General features: G+C 67.8%; 17 protein-coding genes and 1 riboswitch. Of the genes, 1 reads left to right on the top strand and 16 read right to left on the bottom strand.

Annotation, left to right across the window (positions count from 1 at the left end; all coding sequences use genetic code 11):
- Nucleotides 1-273 precede the first annotated feature (273 nt).
- The 14 genes from tpiA to AC4AMJ_RS06355 all read right to left on the bottom strand — a co-directional run bounded on the left by tpiA (nucleotide 274) and on the right by AC4AMJ_RS06355 (nucleotide 14,607).
- Complete coding sequence (gene tpiA, locus AC4AMJ_RS06420) at nucleotides 274-1,065, bottom strand: triose-phosphate isomerase (RefSeq protein WP_489895079.1); 792 nt, start codon at nucleotides 1,063-1,065, stop codon at nucleotides 274-276.
- Nucleotides 1,065-2,276 (bottom strand): phosphoglycerate kinase, encoded by a 1,212-nt coding sequence (locus AC4AMJ_RS06415; protein WP_489917554.1) that lies wholly within the window; start codon nucleotides 2,274-2,276, stop codon nucleotides 1,065-1,067. The genes tpiA and AC4AMJ_RS06415 overlap by 1 nt, the downstream gene beginning before the upstream one ends.
- A gap of 33 nt (nucleotides 2,277-2,309) precedes the next feature.
- Nucleotides 2,310-3,329, bottom strand: a complete 1,020-nt coding sequence (gene gap / locus AC4AMJ_RS06410; protein ID WP_489895075.1) for a type I glyceraldehyde-3-phosphate dehydrogenase — start codon at nucleotides 3,327-3,329, stop codon at nucleotides 2,310-2,312.
- A gap of 162 nt (nucleotides 3,330-3,491) precedes the next feature.
- The gene (whiA, locus tag AC4AMJ_RS06405; RefSeq protein ID WP_489900869.1) at nucleotides 3,492-4,469 is read right to left on the bottom strand and encodes a DNA-binding protein WhiA; all 978 of its coding nucleotides are present in this window, start codon (nucleotides 4,467-4,469) and stop codon (nucleotides 3,492-3,494) included.
- A gap of 222 nt (nucleotides 4,470-4,691) precedes the next feature.
- On the bottom strand, nucleotides 4,692-5,741 hold the full coding sequence (locus tag AC4AMJ_RS06400; protein WP_489895073.1) for a gluconeogenesis factor YvcK family protein: 1,050 nt from the start codon (nucleotides 5,739-5,741) through the stop codon (nucleotides 4,692-4,694).
- A complete protein-coding gene (gene rapZ / locus AC4AMJ_RS06395) occupies nucleotides 5,738-6,670 on the bottom strand; it encodes an RNase adapter RapZ (RefSeq protein ID WP_489917553.1) in 933 nt (310 codons plus the stop codon). Before rapZ ends, AC4AMJ_RS06400 begins: the two co-directional genes overlap by 4 nt.
- On the bottom strand, nucleotides 6,663-8,687 hold the full coding sequence (gene uvrC, locus AC4AMJ_RS06390) for an excinuclease ABC subunit UvrC (protein WP_489895069.1): 2,025 nt from the start codon (nucleotides 8,685-8,687) through the stop codon (nucleotides 6,663-6,665). Before uvrC ends, rapZ begins: the two co-directional genes overlap by 8 nt.
- A gap of 288 nt (nucleotides 8,688-8,975) precedes the next feature.
- Nucleotides 8,976-9,437 (bottom strand): PH domain-containing protein, encoded by a 462-nt coding sequence (locus AC4AMJ_RS06385; RefSeq protein ID WP_489917552.1) that lies wholly within the window; start codon nucleotides 9,435-9,437, stop codon nucleotides 8,976-8,978.
- Nucleotides 9,434-9,919, bottom strand: coding sequence for a 6,7-dimethyl-8-ribityllumazine synthase (ribH, locus tag AC4AMJ_RS06380; protein ID WP_489895065.1), 486 nt, complete (start codon nucleotides 9,917-9,919; stop codon nucleotides 9,434-9,436). The genes AC4AMJ_RS06385 and ribH overlap by 4 nt, the downstream gene beginning before the upstream one ends.
- A complete protein-coding gene (locus tag AC4AMJ_RS06375; protein ID WP_489900868.1) occupies nucleotides 9,916-11,214 on the bottom strand; it encodes a bifunctional 3,4-dihydroxy-2-butanone-4-phosphate synthase/GTP cyclohydrolase II in 1,299 nt (432 codons plus the stop codon). Before AC4AMJ_RS06375 ends, ribH begins: the two co-directional genes overlap by 4 nt.
- Before the next feature lie 35 nt (nucleotides 11,215-11,249).
- Entirely contained in the window at nucleotides 11,250-11,921 is a 672-nt protein-coding gene (locus AC4AMJ_RS06370; protein WP_489917551.1) for a riboflavin synthase, read from the bottom strand.
- A 66-nt stretch (nucleotides 11,922-11,987) separates the two neighbouring features.
- Nucleotides 11,988-12,144: riboswitch (FMN riboswitch) on the bottom strand.
- 95 nt (nucleotides 12,145-12,239) lie between these two features.
- Entirely contained in the window at nucleotides 12,240-13,220 is a 981-nt protein-coding gene (gene ribD, locus AC4AMJ_RS06365) for a bifunctional diaminohydroxyphosphoribosylaminopyrimidine deaminase/5-amino-6-(5-phosphoribosylamino)uracil reductase RibD (protein WP_489918383.1), read from the bottom strand.
- Nucleotides 13,221-13,271: 51 nt separating this feature from the next.
- The gene (gene rpe / locus AC4AMJ_RS06360) at nucleotides 13,272-13,970 is read right to left on the bottom strand and encodes a ribulose-phosphate 3-epimerase (protein WP_489917550.1); all 699 of its coding nucleotides are present in this window, start codon (nucleotides 13,968-13,970) and stop codon (nucleotides 13,272-13,274) included.
- Nucleotides 13,971-14,013: 43 nt separating this feature from the next.
- Entirely contained in the window at nucleotides 14,014-14,607 is a 594-nt protein-coding gene (locus AC4AMJ_RS06355) for a TetR/AcrR family transcriptional regulator (protein WP_489917549.1), read from the bottom strand.
- A gap of 231 nt (nucleotides 14,608-14,838) precedes the next feature.
- Between AC4AMJ_RS06355 and AC4AMJ_RS06350 the strand changes: the two genes are divergently transcribed.
- Nucleotides 14,839-16,287 carry an MFS transporter gene (locus AC4AMJ_RS06350; RefSeq protein ID WP_489917548.1) on the top strand — a complete coding sequence of 483 codons (1,449 nt, stop codon included), beginning with the start codon at nucleotides 14,839-14,841 and terminating at the stop codon, nucleotides 16,285-16,287.
- A 441-nt stretch (nucleotides 16,288-16,728) separates the two neighbouring features.
- Here the strand turns inward: AC4AMJ_RS06350 and AC4AMJ_RS06345 are convergent, their stop codons facing one another.
- Nucleotides 16,729-18,075 (bottom strand): RsmB/NOP family class I SAM-dependent RNA methyltransferase, encoded by a 1,347-nt coding sequence (locus tag AC4AMJ_RS06345; protein ID WP_489917547.1) that lies wholly within the window; start codon nucleotides 18,073-18,075, stop codon nucleotides 16,729-16,731.
- A gap of 20 nt (nucleotides 18,076-18,095) precedes the next feature.
- Entirely contained in the window at nucleotides 18,096-19,049 is a 954-nt protein-coding gene (gene fmt / locus AC4AMJ_RS06340) for a methionyl-tRNA formyltransferase (protein WP_489895053.1), read from the bottom strand.
- Between the last annotated feature and the right edge of the window lie 49 nt (nucleotides 19,050-19,098).

Raw genomic sequence — 19,098 nt, 5'->3', positions numbered from 1 at the left:
CGGCGACCGTCACCACCCGGCCCCTGAGGAGCGAGCTTGCGACCGTCACCACCCGGTCCCTGAGGAGCGAGCTTGCGAACCTCACCACCCGGCCCCTGAGGAGCGAGCTTGCGACGTCACCACCCGGCCCCTGAGGAGCGAGCTTGCGAGCGTCACCACCCGGCCCCTGAGGAGCGAGCTTGCGAGCGTCACCACCCGGTCCCTGAGGAGCGAGCTTGCGAGCGTCACGAAGGGGCCCGCCCGCCTCGTCCCCTCAGCGACCGGGAGAAATCGTCACGGAAGGGGTCCGCCGGCGGCGATCGCCGACAGGCTCGCGAACTCGTCGGACTTCAACGAGGCGCCACCCACCAGCGCACCGTCGACGTCGGTCTGGCCGACGATGTCGCCGACATTCTTCGCATTCACCGATCCGCCGTAGAGCACCCGGACCGATGCCGCCGTGGCCGCGTCCGCGATCTCACCGAGAGCCGCACGCACCGCGCTGCATACCTCCTGGGCGTCCTGCGCACTGGCGACCCGGCCGGTGCCGATCGCCCACACCGGCTCGTAGGCGATGACGACCTTCCCGATCTCCTCGGCCGACAGACCGGCCAGCGATCCCTTGAGCTGCGCCACGTTGTAGGCCACGTGTTCGCCCGACTCGCGGATGTCCAGGCCCTCACCGATGCAGACGATCGGGGTCAGACCGTGCTTGAGCGCAGCCTTGGTCTTGGCGAGCACGATCTCGTCGGTCTCGGCATGCATGGTCCGACGTTCCGAGTGACCGACGACCACAAAGGTGCAGCCCAACTTGGCCAGGAAGGCGCCGCTGATCTCTCCGGTGTACGCGCCGGAATCCTGTGCCGACAGATCCTGCGCACCGTAGGTGAGCAAGAGCTTGTCGCCGTCGACCACGGTCTGCACGCTGCGGATGTCGGTGAACGGCGGGATGACCGTGACGTCGACCTTGTCGAAGTACTTCGCCGGCAGTGCGAACGCGATCTTCTGGACGAGCGCAATCGCCTCCAGATGATTCAGGTTCATCTTCCAGTTGCCCGCGATCAAAGGCTTTCGCGACGCTGCCATCAGCTCTCCAACACCTTCAGTCCGGGCAATTCCTTGCCTTCGAGATACTCCAGCGACGCGCCGCCGCCGGTCGAGATGTGCGAGAAGTCCGAGTCCGGCAGACCGAGTGTGCGCACGGCGGCGGCCGAGTCGCCGCCACCCACGACGGTGAACGCGCCGCCCTTGGTGGTGGCCGCGATGGCTTCCGCCACCCCGCGTGTACCCGACGAGAACTTCTCGAACTCGAAGACCCCGGACGGGCCGTTCCAGAAGATGGTCTCGGCACCCGAGAGCACCGCGGCGAACCGCTTGACCGACTCCGGGCCGATGTCCAGGCCCATCCAACCGTCCGGGATCTCCTCGACCGGGACGGTCTTCGACTCCGCGTCGGCGGCGAACTTGTCGGCCACCACGACGTCGACCGGGAGCCGGATGACGTCCCCGAACTGTTCCAGCAGACCCTTGCACACGTCGATCTGGTCTTCCTGCAGCAACGACGTACCGACCGGATGCCCCTGTGCGGCAAGGAAGGTGAAGGCCATGCCACCGCCGATGACCAGCGTGTCGACCTTTGGTGCGAGCGCCTCGATCACGCCGAGCTTGTCGGAGACCTTGGAGCCGCCGAGGACCACCGCGTAAGGCCGTGCGACCTCCTCGGTGAGCTTGGACAGCACCTTCACCTCGGCCTCGACCAGCTTGCCCGCGTAGTGCGGGAGCAGTTTGGCGACGTCGTAGACCGATGCCTGCTTACGGTGGACCACGCCGAAGCCGTCCGAGACGAACGCGCCGTCGTCACCGACCAGCTCGACGAACGCCTTGGCCAGCGATTCCCGCTCGGCCTCGTCCTTGGAGGTCTCCCGCGGATCGAAACGGACGTTCTCCAACAACAACACGTCGCCGTCGGTGAGACCTTCGGCACGGGCCAGCGCATCGGATCCGACGACGTCGCCGGCCAGCTGCACATTCCGGCCCAGCTCTTCCCCGAGGCGTGCCGCGACCGGAGCCAACGAGTACTTGGGGTCCGGTTCACCTTTGGGCCGACCGAGGTGCGCCGTGATGATCACCTTGGCGCCCGCGTCGACGAGCGCCGACAGCGTCGGCAGAGAGGCCAGGATGCGACCCGGGTCGGTGATCGTCGTTCCGTCGAGCGGAACGTTGAAATCCGACCGGACCAGCACTCCCCGCCCCGAAACGCCTTCGTCCAGAAGGTCTTTCAGTGTGGGTACGCCCATGGTGGCGTTGCTCCTAGCGATTCGTGGGATCGATTACAGCGACTTGCTGACGAGCCCGGTCAGGTCGACGAGGCGGTTTGAGTAGCCCCACTCGTTGTCGTACCAGGAAACGGCCTTGACCTGATTGCCGATGACCTTGGTCAGGCCGGCGTCGAACAGCGACGAGTGCGGGTCGGTGACGATGTCGCTCGAAACGATCGGGGCGTCGTAGTACTTCAGGATGCCCTTGAGCGGTCCCTCGGCGGCGGCCTTCATCGCGGCGTTGACGTCATCGGCGCTCGCGGACTTCTCGACGATGGCGGTGAGGTCGGTGACCGAGCCGGTGGGGATCGGGACACGCAGGGCGTAGCCGTCGAGCTTGCCGAGCAGCTCCGGCAGCACCAGGCCGATCGCCTTCGCTGCGCCGGTCGAGGTCGGCACGACGTTGATCGCGGCGGCGCGGGCGCGGCGCAGGTCGCTGTGCGGGCCGTCCTGCAGGTTCTGATCCTGCGTGTAGGCGTGCACGGTGGTCATCAGACCCGAGACGATTCCGAACTCGTCGTTGAGCACCTTGGCGAACGGTCCCAGGCAGTTGGTGGTGCACGAGGCGTTCGAGATGATGTTCTGGCTGCCGTCGTACTTGTCGTCGTTGACGCCCATCACGATCGTGATGTCCTCGTTCTTGGCGGGCGCGGAGATGATGACCTTCTTGGCACCGGCGTCGATGTGGCCCTTGGCCTTTGTGCCGTCGGTGAAGATGCCGGTGGACTCGACGACGACGTCGACGCCCAGGTCGCCCCATGGCAGCGCGGCGGGGCCTTCCTTGATCGCCAGCGCCTTGATCTTCTTGTCGCCGACGACGATGGTGTCGTCACCCTCGAGCGAGACGTCCTCGGGCAGCCGGCCCAGGATCGAGTCGAACTTGAGGAGGTGGGCCAGCGTCGCGTTGTCCGTCAGGTCGTTGACGGCGACGATCTCGATGTCGGTGCTACCCAAAGCCTTCTGTGCTTCCACGGCGCGGAAGAAGTTGCGGCCGATCCGGCCGAATCCGTTAACGCCTACCCGAACAGTCACTGTTGTGCTCCTTAGCGGTATTCATCATCAAGGCCTGCGGCCGGGAACGCGTCACCGTTCACCGAAGGACGGTCACGCGCAGGGCCCACCTCAGCCTAGTAGGACGACCTCAGTCCAGCATGCGAAGGGTTGGATTCATCGTGCCGAATTCCCGGCACCACCTCACGCCTCGTCGAGCAGATCCGAGGTGACCGCCGACTCGGTGTCGGGGATTCCGTCGGCACGGGCCTTCTTGTCCGCCATGGACAGCAGCCGTCGGATACGTCCGGCCACCGCGTCCTTCGTCATCGGCGGATCAGCCAGCTGACCGAGTTCCTCCAGCGACGCCTGGCGGTGGGTGATCCGCAGCTGACCGGCGGCGATCAGGTGATCGGGTACCTCGTCGCCGAGGATGTCGAGGGCCCGCTCGACCCGCGCGGCGGCGGCGACCGCTGCCCGCGCCGACCGGCGGAGGTTCGCATCGTCGAAGTTCGCCAATCGGTTGGCGGTGGCACGGACCTCCCGACGCATGCGTCGTTCCTCCCACACCAGTCGGGTGTCGTGGGCACCCATCCGGGTCAGCAGGGCACCGATGGCCTCGCCGTCGCGGATCACCACCCGATCAGCACCGCGCACCTCGCGCGCCTTGGCCGAGACACCGAGCCGACGGGCGGCGCCGACCAGCGCCAATGCGGCCTCCGGACCCGGGCAGCTCACCTCCAGGGCCGAAGAACGTCCGGGCTCGGTGAGCGAGCCGTGGGCGAGAAACGCACCGCGCCAGGCAGCTTCCGCGTCGGCGACGCTGCCTCCGACCACCTGGGCCGGAAGTCCGCGGACCGGCCGTCCCCGCAGGTCGAGCAGCCCGGTCTGGCGAGCCAGACCTTCACCGTCCTTGGTGACCCGGACGATGTAACGCGCACCCTTGCGGATCCCACCGCTGCGCAGCACGTGAACGTCGGAACCGTAGCCGTAGAGATCGAAGATCTCGCGTCGCAGACGACGGGCCACGTTGCCGAGGTCGACCTCGGCCTCGACCACCACCCGTCCTGCCACGATGTGCAATCCCCCGGCAAACCGCAGCAATGCCGACACCTCGGCCTTGCGGCAACTCACCTGGGTCACCGTCAGACGCGAAAGCTCGTCCTTCACCGCCGCGGTCATCGCCACCGGTCCCTGCCCTCCTGTCACGGTCCTCCTGTCCGGTTCACGCCGTGGTTCGCCAGGAGCTGGTCGGTCACGCGATCCGTGTCGACGCTCGCGAGTCCCCCGACCGCGATGGCCGGGCGCCGCGGCCCGGCCGCGGCGGTCAGCGACCGCAGTTTCTCCCTGCTCCCGTGTCATCACCGCGGCGGCATGCTGCCGCCGTCGGTGTGCACGACTCACTCAAGATTCTTGCGCCCGGACAGCGTATCGACTCAATTCACCTTCGCACAGTTCGTGTACCAGGGTGGCAATTTTCTCGGGGTCATGCACGTGCCGACCGGGAACCGCGAGGTCACCGACATGCAGGCGTGCGCCGAACAACTCCGCGGCCCGGACAAGGTGATCCCGCTCACGACCAGCGGGCACCGAGGCGGCATCGACGATCACGTCGTTCACCCGGAGGACATCGGCATGGGCATGAAGGACGTGCAGATGCCGTTCCACCGAGAATCCGGTCGTCTCACCGGGTTCGGGTGCGAGGTTCACGAACAGCATCTTGCGGGCGGTGGTCTCCCGGAGCGCCTTGAGCTGCTCGGGCACCAGCACATGCGGAATGACGCTGGAGAACCAGGACCCGGGGCCGAGTACCACCAGATCGGCAGACCGGATCGCCGCCAGCGCGTCAGCGCAGGCCGGGGGCTCGCCCGGCAACAACCGGACGCGACGGACTTTTCCCGGAGTCGTCGCCACGGCCACCTGGCCGCGGATGCACCGGCTGATCCGTGGGTCGCTCTCCAGACCCGAGACGTCTGCTTCGATGTCCAGAGGCACCGTCGACATCGGCAACACCCGGCCGTCGATGTCGAACACGTCGACGAGTTCATCGAGCGCGGCCACCGGGTTCCCGGTCACCTCGGTGAGCCCGGCGAGCAGCAGGTTGCCGATGGGATGGCCGGCCAACGCGCCGCTGCCACCGAACCGGTGCTGAAAGATGCTCGCCCACAATTCGTGACCGTCCCGGCCGATCGGACGCACCCCGCTCGACCGGTCCGCGAGTGCGGCGGGTGCGGACATCAACGCCGACAAGGCCATCCGCAGATCCCCCGGCGGGATCACCCCGAGTTCGGCGCGCAGTCGTCCGGACGAACCGCCGTCGTCGGCGACGGTGACGACCGCGGTCACGTCGGGGCTGAGATAGCGCATCGCGGTGAGGGTGGCGTACAGCCCGTGACCGCCACCGAGGGCGACGATCCGCATCGGGCGGCGCTGCTGATCGTCGGTGCCACTCATTCGCGCCCCAGATCCCGGTGCAGGACCCGCACGTCGAACGTCGGCGTGCCATGCCGGTCCGTCATCGAGCGCAGACGCGCACCGATCTCTTCGGAGATGGCCACGCTACGGTGTTTCCCACCCGTGCATCCGATGCTGATCGTCATGTACCGCTTGCCTTCTCGCAGATATCCCGGCGCCACCACACCGATGATCTCGAGGTGGAGGTCCACGAAACGTCCCGCACCGTCCTGACCGAGCACGTAATCGCGGACGTCGTCGTCGCGACCATTCTGCTCCCGCAGCCCGGACACCCAGTACGGATTCGGCAGAAATCGCACGTCGACGACGAAATCCGAGTCGATCGGAAGGCCATACTTGAAACCGAAGGACTGCACGGCGACGCTCAGCCGGCCGTCCCCGTCGTGCGGATAGACACCCTCGACCACCTCGCGCAGCTTTGCCGCCGTCAGCGACGAGGTCTCGACCACCAGATCGGCGGAATTCTTGATCGGCGCGAGGATCACACGCTCACGGGCGATGCCGTCGACCAGGGTCTCACCACCCTGAAGCGGATGCCGCCGGCGAACCTGTTCGAACCGGCGGACCAGCACCTGATCGCTGGCGTCGAGAAAGAGCACCTTGGTGCGGGCTCCCGACGCCTCCAACGACTTTCGCAGGTCGTCGAGTTGCGTGCCGATCGACTCGTCGGAAGCGCGGATCACCATGGCCAGCCGCAAGATGTCCGGGTCGCTCTCCCGGACCAGGTCGATCATCGTGGTGATCAACGTCGGTGGGACATTGTCGGCCACATACCAACCGTCGTCCTCGAGGACGTTGGCTGCCGTCGAACGACCGGCCCCGGACATGCCGGCCACGAACAGAACGATCAGCGTCGGTGCGGGGGTCACCGGTGCCGGCACCCCGTCGGTTTCTCGTCGCTCAGTCACCTGTCGGTTCCTCCACTCGGTCGGGTGCGGGGCGCGGGCTCTCCGCCGACGGCCTGCGGTCTGCGGTGGGCGGAGCCGCATCCTCGGCCAGCGCCGCCCGAACAGCACGGGCGGTCGCCGCGCCGATGCCGGGCACCCCCGAGATGTCTTCCAGGGACGCCTCCCGAAGCCGCGCGACCGACCCGAAATGGGTCACCAGCGCGGTGCGTCGGGTGCGCCCGAGCCCGGGCACGCCGTCGAGGACGGATTCGGTCATCCGCTTGCTGCGTTTGCTGCGATGGAAGGTGATCGCGAACCGGTGAGCCTCGTCCCGCACTCGCTGCAGCAGGAATAGCGCTTCACTCGTCCGAGGCAAGATCACCGGGTCATCATCGCCGGGGACCCACACCTCTTCGAGCCGTTTGGCGAGACCGATGACCGCGACGTCGGTGACGCCGAGCTCGTCGAGCACCGTGGCGGCCGCGTGCACCTGGGGTGCGCCACCGTCGACGACGAAAAGGTTTGGCGGATAAGCGAACTTCCGAGGTCGTGCGGTGTCCGGATCGATCGGTGGCGGCGGGGCCTGCTCCTGGTCCTGCCGATGCCGCAGGAACCGCCGGCGGGTGACCTCGGCAATGGACGCCACATCGTCGGAACGCCCCTCGCCGGCGGCGTACCGGATCGCGTAATGCCGGTAGTCCGACTTACGGGGCAGCCCGTCCTCGAACACCACCAGCGATGCCACCACATCTGTCCCCTGCACATGCGAGATGTCGATGCATTCGATCCGCAGGGGCGCCTGGTCGAGGCCGAGGTTCTCCTGCAGTTCGGTGAGCGCGGCAGAGCGGGTAGTCAGGTCGCCCGCACGCCGCAACTTGTGCTGCGCCAGGGCCTCTGACGCGTTGCGGGCGACGGTGTCGAACAACGCCTTCTTGTCGCCGCGCTGCGGCACCCGCAGCGCCACCCGGCTGCCCCGCAGATCCGACAGCCACGACTGGAGGTCCTCGTGATCGTCGGGCAATTCGGGTACGAGGACCTCGCGCGGGATCGTCTCGCCGCGCGCCCGGTGCTCGTCGAGTTCTACCGAGGCGTCGAGATCGACCTGTGCACCGTAGAACTGCGTGACGAACTGGGTCACCTGCTCCCCCAGCGAACCGTCGTCGGATCGTTCGACCACCCAGCCCCGCTGCCCGCGCACGCGACCGCCCCGCACATGGAAGACCTGTACCGACACCTCGAGTTCGTCCCCGACCATCGCGACGACATCCGCGTCCGTACCATCGCCGAGGACCACCGCCTGCTTTTCCATCGCCCGACGCATCGCACCCACGTCGTCACGCAAGCGGGCCGCTCGTTCGAAGTCGAGTTCTTCAGCTGCCGTGGACATCTCGCGCTCGAGTCGGCGAATCATCTGATCCGTGCGCCCCGCCAGGAAGTCGCAGAAATCATCCACGATCTCGCGATGTTCTTCGGCGGACACACGGCCGACGCAGGGCGCGGAACACTTGTCGATGTAACCGAGCAGACAGGGCCGATCGATCTGGCGATGCCGCTTGAACACCCCGGTCGAGCAGGTCCGGGCCGGGAACACCCGGGTGAGCAGATCGACGGTCTCGCGGATCGCCCACGCGTGCGAATAGGGGCCGAAGTAGCGGACGCCGCGGCGGCGGGGGCCGCGGTAGACGAACAGCCGCGGATACTCTTCGTTGAGCGTCACGGCCAACATAGGGTAGCTCTTGTCGTCGCGGTAGCGGACATTGAACCGCGGATCGAATTCCTTGATCCAGTTGTATTCGAGCTGCAGGGCTTCGACTTCGGTACCGACGACGGTCCACTCGACTGCCGCGGCGGTGGTCACCATCTGACGGGTACGGGGATGCAGCGACGCGAGATCGGCGAAGTACGACGTCAGCCGCGACCGCAGGTTCTTGGCCTTGCCGACGTAGATGACCCTGCCGTGCGCATCACGGAACTTGTACACCCCGGGATCGGTGGGAATGGTGCCCGCGGCGGGACGATACGTTGTCGGGTCTGCCACGGATCCCAGGCTAGTCGAGGCGTCGGACTCCGATCTCCAGGGCGGCAGTGACCTTGCCCGGTCGCGTGGACTCCCTGGCGGAGCAGCCATGAGGGCGATGTCCGCGAGCTGCGGGTTGAGGAGCGGTGTGCGGGCCCGATGCGTGTCGACGACACCTCACGTGATCGCGATACGCCTCCCCACTCCGTTCGTCGGCGACTCGATCAGCAGAGGATGAGTCACGCCCACCCGACGGCAGGGAAATAGTCACGCACTCGATCACCGAGTACTGAGTGACAAGCTCCGGCCTCAGCGGTCGGACGTACGGTACCGCTCTTCGAGCTCACGGAACGTGTTCATGGCGACGACCGCCCGGTCGGAGTCCCACGCCTGCACCGCCAGGACCGGGACATGTTCGTCCGCGGGCAGCAGCAGCCGCGCGGAGAATCCCTTCTCCGGGTACGACATCCCTCGTACCTGGTCCCAATCGAACAGACGCTCGCCGACCAGGTTGCGCACCCCGACGCCGGCCGGCCCGACCCGCAGTCGGGCCTGCGTGAACAGCAGGATCGCGGCGGCCTCGACCAACCCGATCAACGCCAGGCCGATCTGATCGGAGCCACCGATGTGCACACCGGTGTCGGAGATGGTCAGCAGGGCCGCGAAGGTGATGTGGATGGCCAGTACAACAACAGCCGCGATGATCGCGATCCGCGGCATGCGTCGCGGCCGGTACTCGAAATCCCACTGCACGGCGGTGTCGACGCTCATCGGAGTTCGCCGCGCGACAGCGCGCGCAGGGTCAATGCCGAGGCGAGCGCCGCCGTGGTGGCCTGCGCTCCCTTGTCTTCCTTGGAGTCCGGCAGGCCGGCACGCGCGAGAGCCTGCTCCTCGGTGAGGGTGGTCAACACGCCGTTGCCGACCGGGGTCGACTCGTCGAGGGACACCCGGGTCAGACCGGCGGTCACGGCGTCACAGACATACTCGAAATGCGGTGTCTCCCCTTTGATCACCACTCCGAGTGCGACGACGGCGTCGTGGTGGCGGGCGAGGGCCTGCACGATGACGGGCAGTTCGATGGCTCCTGCCACCTGCACGATCGTGGGGTCGCTGACCCCGTTGGCGGCGGCTGCGCGAACGGCACCGTCGAGCAACGCCGTGCAGATCGTGGTGTGCCACTGAGACGAGACGATGGCCAGGCGCACCGCGCTCGCATCCTGCAGGTCGAGCGTGGGTTCGCCGTGCCCGCTCATGCCGGCCCTGCTTCGGGACTGCCGTCGGCCCAGTCCTCGAGCCCTATCAGGTCGTGGCCCATCCGGTCACGCTTGGTCCGCAGATACCGAAGGTTCTCGGCGTTCGCGCGGATCGGCATCGGCACACGGTCGACGATCTGCAGGCCGTAGCCGTCCAGGCCGACCCGCTTGGCCGGGTTGTTGGTGAGCAGCCGCATCGAGCTGACGCCGAGATCGACGAGGATCTGGGCGCCGAGGCCGTAGTCACGCGAATCCGCCGGCAGGCCCAACTGCAGATTGGCGTCGACGGTGTCCGATCCGGAGTCCTGCAGCTGGTAGGCCTGCAGTTTGTGCAGCAGGCCGATACCGCGTCCCTCGTGACCGCGCATGTACAGCACCACCCCTCGCCCCTCGGCCGCGACCATCTCCATCGCGGCGTCGAGCTGAGGGCCGCAGTCACATCGCAGCGAGCCGAAGACATCACCGGTCAGGCACTCCGAATGCACCCGGACGAGCACATCGTGTCCGGCGCCGTCGCTGCCGGAGATGTCGCCCTTGACCAGCGCCACGTGCTCGACTTCGTCGTAGATGCTGGAGTAGCCGACGGCACGGAAGTCGCCGTGGCGGGTCGGGATGCGGGCCTCGGCGACCCGGACCACGTGCTTCTCGTGGCGACGGCGCCAGGCGATGAGGTCGGCGATCGAGATGAGGGCGAGGTCGTGGTCGTCGGCGAACACGCGCAGCTCGTCGGTCTGCGCCATCGAGCCCTCGTCCTTCTGGCTCACGATCTCGCAGATGACGCCGGCCGGGGTCAGCCCGGCCAGGCGGGCCAGGTCGACCGCGGCTTCGGTATGCCCGGGTCGACGGAGCACGCCGCCCTCCTTGGCGCGCAACGGAACCACGTGTCCGGGGCGGGTGAAGTCGACCGCGCTGCTGTTCGGATCCGCGAGCAGACGCATCGTGGTCGCGCGATCGGCCGCACTGATACCGGTACCGATGCCCTCGCGGGCGTCCACGGTGACCGTGTACGCGGTCCCGTGCTTGTCCTGATTCATCGAGTACATCGGTGGCAGACCGAGCCGGTCGCAGTCCTCGCCCGCGAGCGGCACACACAGGTAACCCGAGGTGTAGCGCACCATGAAGGCCACCAGTTCCGGGGTGGCCATCTCGGCGGCGAAGATCAGATCGCCCTCGTTCTCGCGATCCTCGTCATCGACGACGACGACCGCCTTGCCGGCCGCGATGTCCGCGATCGCCCGCTCGACCGAGTCGAGCTGCACCTTGTCGCGCACCGAAGAATCCGCCGCACCTGCCATGTCGCCACCGCCTACTGTCGTCTGCGCCATCGTTCTCACTCCACTCCCGACGTGTCCCGCACGTCATCGTCGTCCACGCCGGGTACCCGCGCGTCGTGAGGCTCCCGCAGAGCGGGATGCAGACGCTCGACATACTTGGCGATCACGTCGACCTCCAGATTCACCGGACTGCCCGCGGTGATGGTGCCGAGGTTGGTCTCCTGCAGGGTCGTCGGGATGAGCGAGATCTCGAACCAGGTGTCCTCGTCGGTGCCGCCGAGGCCCGCGACGGTCAGCGACACCCCGTCGACCGTGATCGATCCCTTCTCCACGATGTAGCGACTCAGCTCGTCGGGGACGGCGATGCGGACGATCGTCCAGTGCTCGGATGGGGTGATGGCGACGACTTCGCCGACCCCGTCGACGTGACCCTGCACGATGTGGCCACCGAAACGGCCGCCTGCGGCCATCGCGCGTTCGAGGTTGACCGGACTGCCGCTGGTGAGAGCCGCGAGCGAGCTGCGTCGCAGCGTCTCGGCCATCACGTCGACGGTGAACTCGTCGGGACCCTGTTCGACGACGGTCAGACACACGCCGTTCACTGCGATCGAATCACCGAATTTCGCGTCACTGGTGACCAGTGGTCCCCGGACGGTCAGGCGGGCCGCGTCGGACAGATCATCACGTCGGACGATCGTGCCGAGCTCCTCGACGATGCCGGTAAACACGTTGCGCTCCTCATGTCCTTGCTCGGAGCAGGCTCGATGTGAGGACGTGGGCGGCCGTCGGTGGTGCCCGGTTCTCTCACATCCGGACTATGACCGTCGGCTCCGGATTCACACCGGATCTGCTGTCCCTGCCGGTCGGCAGGCGCTCGCGGGCTCGACGTCCACGCATTGCGAGGACACCATCACCGCCGGTGGGGAATTACACCCCGCCCCGAGAACTCTGATATCGAAATTAGCACGACCGAACACGTCGGGAAATCAGGAGTCCGCTGAGCGGGTGAGAGTTGGGCCACATTCGACGATCGGATCGGCCATGGGTCAGCTGGTCAGGCGCAGCAGGACATCGTCGCCCAGGGTTTCGATCGCGGCGAGCGAGAACCGTTGTGCGTCGACGAGAGTCCGCACCCCACCGATGTCGACCGATGACGCGCCCGCGCCGAGCACCATCGGCGCGAGGTAGGCCTCGACCTCGTCGACCAGGCCGGCGGCGAGGAAAGCGCCGATGATCGACGGCCCGCCTTCGACGAGGACCCAGAGTGCGTCGTCGAGCGCGGACAGGACCTGCTGCGGGTCATGTGTCCGGACATGCACAAGGCGTGCGGCCGCGTCGGTGACCTTGGCCCCGGCCGGGATGTCACGATGCCCCATCACGACCCGTGTCGGCTGGTGAGTCCGCAACTGTCCGTTGTCGTGTCGCGCGGTGAGAGCGGGATCGTCGCGCAGCACGGTGCCGGTACCGACCACGATCGCATCGAGTGCCGCGCGCTGCCGGTGTACCCGCTGCCGGGCCGCTTCCCCGGTGATCCACTGGCTCGTCCCGTCCGGCGCGGCGACCCGGCCGTCGAGGGTCGAGGCGAGTTTGGCGGTGACGTAGGGACGGCCATGGAGCTGACGGAACATCCAGGCCCGCAACGGTCCGGCCGCCGCCTCGGCGGCTTCGACGTCGCCGACGACGGTGAGTCCGGCCGCTCGCAGGGTGTCCGCGCCGCCCGCGGCCGCCGGATAGGGATCGCCGAGCGCGTAGTAGACCGCCGACACCCCGGCCTCGATGAGGGCCCGGCTACAGGGACCGGTCCGTCCGGTGTGATTGCAGGGCTCGAGGGTGACGACCGCCGTCGCGCCGACCGCGGCACCCCCGGCGTCACGCAGGGCCATCACCTCGGCGTGGGCGCCGCCCGGCGGCTGGGTGTGCCCCCGGCCGACGATCGATCCGTCGCGCCCGACGATGACCGCACCGACCGGCGGGTTGGGCGAGCTGCTCCCCTGCGCTCGGCGCGACTCGTCGATGGCGACGCGCATGGCCGCGGTGATGTCAGGATGACCACCGACCGGATCGTCGGGCACCGTCGCTCAACCGGCGTTCGCGCGTGCGGCGGCCGCCTGATCGCGCAGCGCGGATACCGCGGCACCCGGATCGTCCGGCCCGTAGACCGCCGAGCCGGCCACGAAACAGTCGATGCCCGCCTCGGCGGCCTGTTCGATCGTGTCGCTGTTGATGCCGCCGTCGATCTCGACGAGCAGGGTCAGATCCTCGGCGTCGATGACCTTTCGGATCGCGCGCGCCTTGGCGAGCACCTCCGGCATGAACTTCTGTCCGCCGAAACCGGGCTCGACGCTCATGATCAGGAACGTGTCGAAATCACGCAGGATCTCGAGGTACGGGTCCAGTGCGGTGCCCGGCTTGAGGCTCAGCCCGGCCTTGGCACCAGCAGCCCGGATGTCGCGTGCGACGGCGATCGGATCGTCGGTGGCCTCGGCGTGGAAGGTGACGTTGTAGGCGCCCGCTTCGGCGTACGGGGGCGCCCACCGCCCCGGATCCTCGATCATCAGATGGCAGTCCAGCGGGATGTCGGTCGCCTTGAGCAGGCTCTCCACCACCGGCAGGCCGAGCGTCAGGTTCGGCACGAAGTGGGCGTCCATCACGTCCACGTGCAGCCAATCGGCGCGTGTCGCACCGGGCCCGGACACCGCCTCGGCCTCGGCGGCCAGGTTGGCGAAGTCCGCGGAAAGAATCGACGGGGCGATCATCGGATGTCCGGGAGCACACATGAGCACACATTGTAGAGAGCACCGGCGACGCGTCGGCACTCCCTCAGCGCAGCTCCGACTCCGGGGTGCGTTCGAGGAGCGGCTGCGCCATCGCGGACACGTGTGTGGCGATGTCGTCGATGTCGGCGGCGGCAAGTGCCGGACTGCCGATCTTCTCCCGCATCACCACGATGCCCACAACCAGGGCGTTGAGGAGTTCGGCTCGTAGGGCGGCATCGTCGGAGCCGCCCAGGCGCGGACCGAGACCTTCGGTGAACGTCCTCTCCACCATGTCGCGGATCACCTCGGTGATGGTCTCGCTGTTGACGACACCGGCCAGTAATGCGGTGTTGCCGCGGCCCGTCACACTGACCTCGAGCACATGCCGGAGCAGAACCTGCGGCAGTTCGTCCAGTGGTGCGGCCGCCAGCAGGTCCGCCACACCGGCACCCCCGGACCGGACGGCCTCGACGAACAGATTCTCCTTGGAGCCGAAGTACCGGTTGATCAGTGCCTGATTGACCCCCACCTCGGCGGCGATGTCGCGGGTCGTGGTCTGGGTTGCACCGCGCTCGGCCAGCATCGTTCGGGCGACCTGCAGCAAGGCCTCGCGCGTGGCCGCCGCATTGCGCGGACGTTGGGTCGTGTCGTCTGCCATAGGGTCACCTCCCGGTCGGATGGACCGCCTGTCAGCTTAACGGCGCTCCAAACCGGACTGTGCGGTGTTCGTCACATAAGTCGTCATGCGTTGACTTAGCCCGGTGACGAACCTACCGTAAAAGTCATCACCTGTTGACTTACGTTCGTCGTCCACAGTTCGCACCGACACGTATGCATCGCGGCTGCCACCGCCAACGCGGCGTCCATCCAGCAAGGAGTACATCTCGCCATGTCGTCCACCCACAGCACCTCACGCCCCGGCGCGGTGGTCGCCACCCTGGCGTTCGCCGGGACCACAGCGGCAGTCATGCAGACGCTGGTCACGCCCCTGCTTCCCGAGCTGCCCCGCATTCTGAACACGTCGGTCTCGAACTCGACGTGGGTCATCACCGTCACCCTGCTGGTCGCGGCGGTCTGTGTCCCGATCACCGGGCGACTCGGTGATCAACTCGGCAAGCGCCGCGTGCTGCTCGCGCTCACCGTCCCCCTGGCGCTCGGATCGGTTGTCTGCGCGCTGTCGTCGTCGGTCGTGCCGATGATCATCGGGCGCGGCCTGCAGGGACTCGGCATGGGCATGGTGCCGCTGGGCATCGCTCTCCTTCGCGACGTGGTTCCGGCGGAGAAACTCAGCGGATCCATCGCACTGGTGAGTGCGTCAATGGGTATCGGAGGCGGAATCGGCCTACCGGTGGCCGCCGCCGTTGCGGAATATGCAAGCTGGCGGGTGCTGTTCTGGGGCTCAGCCGTGCTCGCGGTGATGATCGGCGTCCTGGTGGCGTCGCTGGTCCCGGATGTGCGACCCGCAGCGACCGGACAGCGATTCGACGTCCCAGGGGCGGTCGGACTGGGGATCGGACTGGTCAGCCTGCTGCTGGCGGTCTCGAAGGGCGCCGAGTGGGGCTGGACCTCCGTATCCATACTGGGACTGCTGACCCTCGCGATCGTCTCGCTGCTCGCGTGGGGGTACTGGGAACTGCGCACCCGCGACCCACTCGTCGACCTGCGCACCACTGCCCGACCCCGCGTGTTGACCACCAACATCGCGTCGATCTTCGTCGGCGTCGGCATGTACGCGAGCATGCTGGTCGTGCCTCAGATCATGCAGTTGCCCACGGCGACCGGCTTCGGATTGGGGCAGTCGATGCTGGCGACCGGCCTGTGGATGCTTCCCGGCGGATTGATGATGATGATCGTCTCACCGTTCGGCGGCAAGCTGAGCGACGCCCGCGGCCCGAAGTTCACGTTGATGTGCGGTGTTCTCGTGCTGGCGGCGGGCTACGGACTCTCGCTTCTGCTACTCGGCACCGCGTGGGGCCTGATGCTCTCGCTGATGGTCATCAACAGTGGCGTCGGCCTCGCCTATGGCGCCATGCCTGCACTGATCATGGGTTCGGTGCCGATCGGCGAAACCGCCGCGGCCAACGGGTTCAACACGCTCATGCGGTCGCTCGGCACATCCATCGGTGCCGCCACGATCGGAGCCGTGCTCGCCCAGATGACCATCGCATTCGGCGGTTACACGATGCCCTCGGAAGCCGGCTTCCAGGTGGCGTTGACGATCGGCGGCGGCGTCGCTCTCGTCGCGTTGGTGATCGCGTCGCTGATCCCGAACGGACGGCGGCCGGCAGCCGCGGCAGCCGGCGAAGCGTCACGCGCGTCGGAGACCGTCTCCGCCTGAGTCGGTCACGGCGTGAACGTCGGTCACGGCGGTGTCGAGAACTACTGCAGCGCACGGGGTCTCGATACGCCACTCGCTGCCGCTCGCGTCTACTCGACCAGCGAGTGGCGCGGCTCACCGCGACCGACCGAACCAGCGAGCGACGCGACTCACCGCGACCGACGGAACCAGCGAGCGACGCGACTCACGCGACCGACGAAACCAGCGAGCGACGCCGCCCACGCGACCGACGGAACCAGCGAATGGCGCGCCTCACCGCGACCGACGGAACCAGCGAACGACGCGACTCACCACGACCGACCGAACCAGCGAGCGACGCCGCCCACGCGACCGACGGAACCAGCGAGCGACGCCGCCCACGCGACCGACGGAACCAGCGAGTGACGCCGCCCATGCGACCGACGGATGGAAAGATGCGGGCACCCGACCAGGACGAGACGCTCAGCGACGCACCGCGGCGAGGAACATCGCATCGGTTCCGTGCAGATGGGGCCAGAGTTGGACATAGGGTCCGTCGCCCGCGTTGTCCACCGGCACCAGTGTGCGTGCGTCGATCTGCTCGGCGTCGGGGTGCTCGGCGAGGACAGCGGTGATCACCTCGGTGGTCTCGGCCGGATGTGGCGAACACGTCGAGTAGACGACCACACCGCCGGGACGCAGCAATCGCAGTGCCTCGGTGAGCAATTCGCGTTGCAACACCACGAGGTCGTCGACGTCGGCGGCGCTCCGGCGCCAGCGGGCCTCCGGCCGTCGCCGCAGCGATCCGAGTCCGCTGCAGGGCGCATCCAGCAGGATCCGGTCGTAACCCGGCCTCAATCCACTCGCCCGGGCGTCTGCGACGTGCACGTCCACCGGCAGATCGCGTACCACTTTCCGGATCAGTTCGGCACGATGATCCGATACCTCGACCGCGTCGAGATGCGCGCCGTCGATGTCGGCGATCGCGGCGACCAGGGCCGCCTTGCCACCCGGGCCGGCGCACATGTCCAGCCAGCGCCCGGCGTCGTCGGCCACCTCCGCGACCGTCACCGCGCGTCCGACCAACTGGCTGCCCTCGTCCTGGACGCCGGCGTAGCCGTCGCGCACGGCCTCCAGATCGCCGGGATCACCGCCGGGCAGGTACACACAGTACGGCGAGTATCGGCCGACCTCGCCGTCACAGGTCAGGGCCAGTTCTTCGGCCGTGATGAGACCCGGACGCGCCACGAGGTGCACGGGCGGACGCTCGTCGTCGGCGGCGAGCGCCGCCTGTAACTGGCCTGCGGATCCGCCGAGAGCCTCGAAGAACACCTGGGCGATCCACCGCGGATGCGCGTACCGCAACGCCAGGTTGCCGATCAGATCGTCGGCGATCGACGGCGCGAGCTGCTCGATCCACATCTCCTCGTCGCGCTGGGACACCTTGCGCAGCACGGCGTTGACGAAGCCGGCGGGTCCCATGCCCATCTCGGATCGGATGAGGTCGACGGACGTCGAGACGGCGGCGTGCGCCCCGATACGAGTACGCAGCAGCTGATAGGTGCCCAGTCGGAGTACATCGAGGACCGCGCCGTCGATCTCGCCGACCGGCCGGCTCGCCGCCGACTCGATCACGCGGTCCAGCAAGCCCTGTGCACGGGCCGTACCATAGGTGAGCTCGGTGGCCAGCGCGGCGTCGCGGCCACTGATCCCTCTCTCCCGCAACATTTTCGGTAAGACGAGGTTGGCATACGCGTCCCGCTCACGGACAGCCCGCAGCGTGTCGCGAGCAGCGGCGCGGACGGGGTCGACGGCTTTGTCGCGGATCATCGGCGATCGTTCGGACCGTTTCACTGCAGTACCGTCCCATCGGCCAATCGTGCGCCGCGCGCCCAATCCGCTGCCGGCATGGGTTTCTTGCCCGGCGGCTGTACCCAGGAGAGTCGCACCGGGCGCGTCGCCGTGGCGACGTCCACCGTCTTCTTCGCGACGATCAGCGCACCCGGCACCGGGCTTCCACCTGTGTCGTCGGTGTCGGCGCTGTCGTCGTCGACGGGAGCGACGGGGCCGACCTTGACGCGTGCCCCATCCAGGGTGGTCCAGGCACCGGGGGCGGGGGTGTGCGCACGGATGCGGCGATCGACGATGTGTGCAGGCAGATCCCACCGGATCCGGGCGTCGTCCACCTCCACCTTCGGTGCATGGCTGACGCCTCCCCCGGACTGGGCCACCGGTGTCAGCGTGCCGGACTCGATTCCGTCGAGCGTCGAGAGCATCAGGTGTGCGCCGCTCTCGGCGAGGCGGCCGAGGAGGTCCCCGCTCGTGTCCGTGGCCGCGACCGTCTCGGTGATGACGCCGTAGACCGGACCGGTATCGAGACCTTCCTCCAGGCGGAACGTGCTCGCACCCGTGATCTCGTCGCCGGCCGCGATCGCATGCTGCACAGGGGCCGCACCCCGCCAGGCGGGCAGCACCGAGAAGTGCAGATTCACCCAACCGTGCGTGGGCAGGTCGAGCAGTCCGGGCGGAACCAATCCGCCGTAGGCGACGATGGCGCCACAATCCGGCCGCCATGACCTCAGTCGATCGAGCACACCCGGATCCGTCAGCCGGCGCGGCGTGATGACCTCGATGTGGTGCTCATCGGCAACCGAGGCGACCGGTGACCGGACCAGACTCCGCCCGCGGCCGGCCGCCGCATCCGGACGCGACACCACGCCGACGACCTCGTGCTGCGGCGAGGCGAGCAGCAGTCTGAGCGACGGCACCGCCACGTCCGGCGTTCCGGCGAACACAACCCTCATACGACCCTCTCGTCCCCGACTGCGAATAGTGACACCCGCCGCCCCTGCT

The organism is Gordonia sp. LMA484, assembly GCF_058129505.1.
The sequence above is the reverse complement of the archived record's forward strand: the minus strand, read 5'-3'. Positions and strand labels throughout refer to the sequence as shown.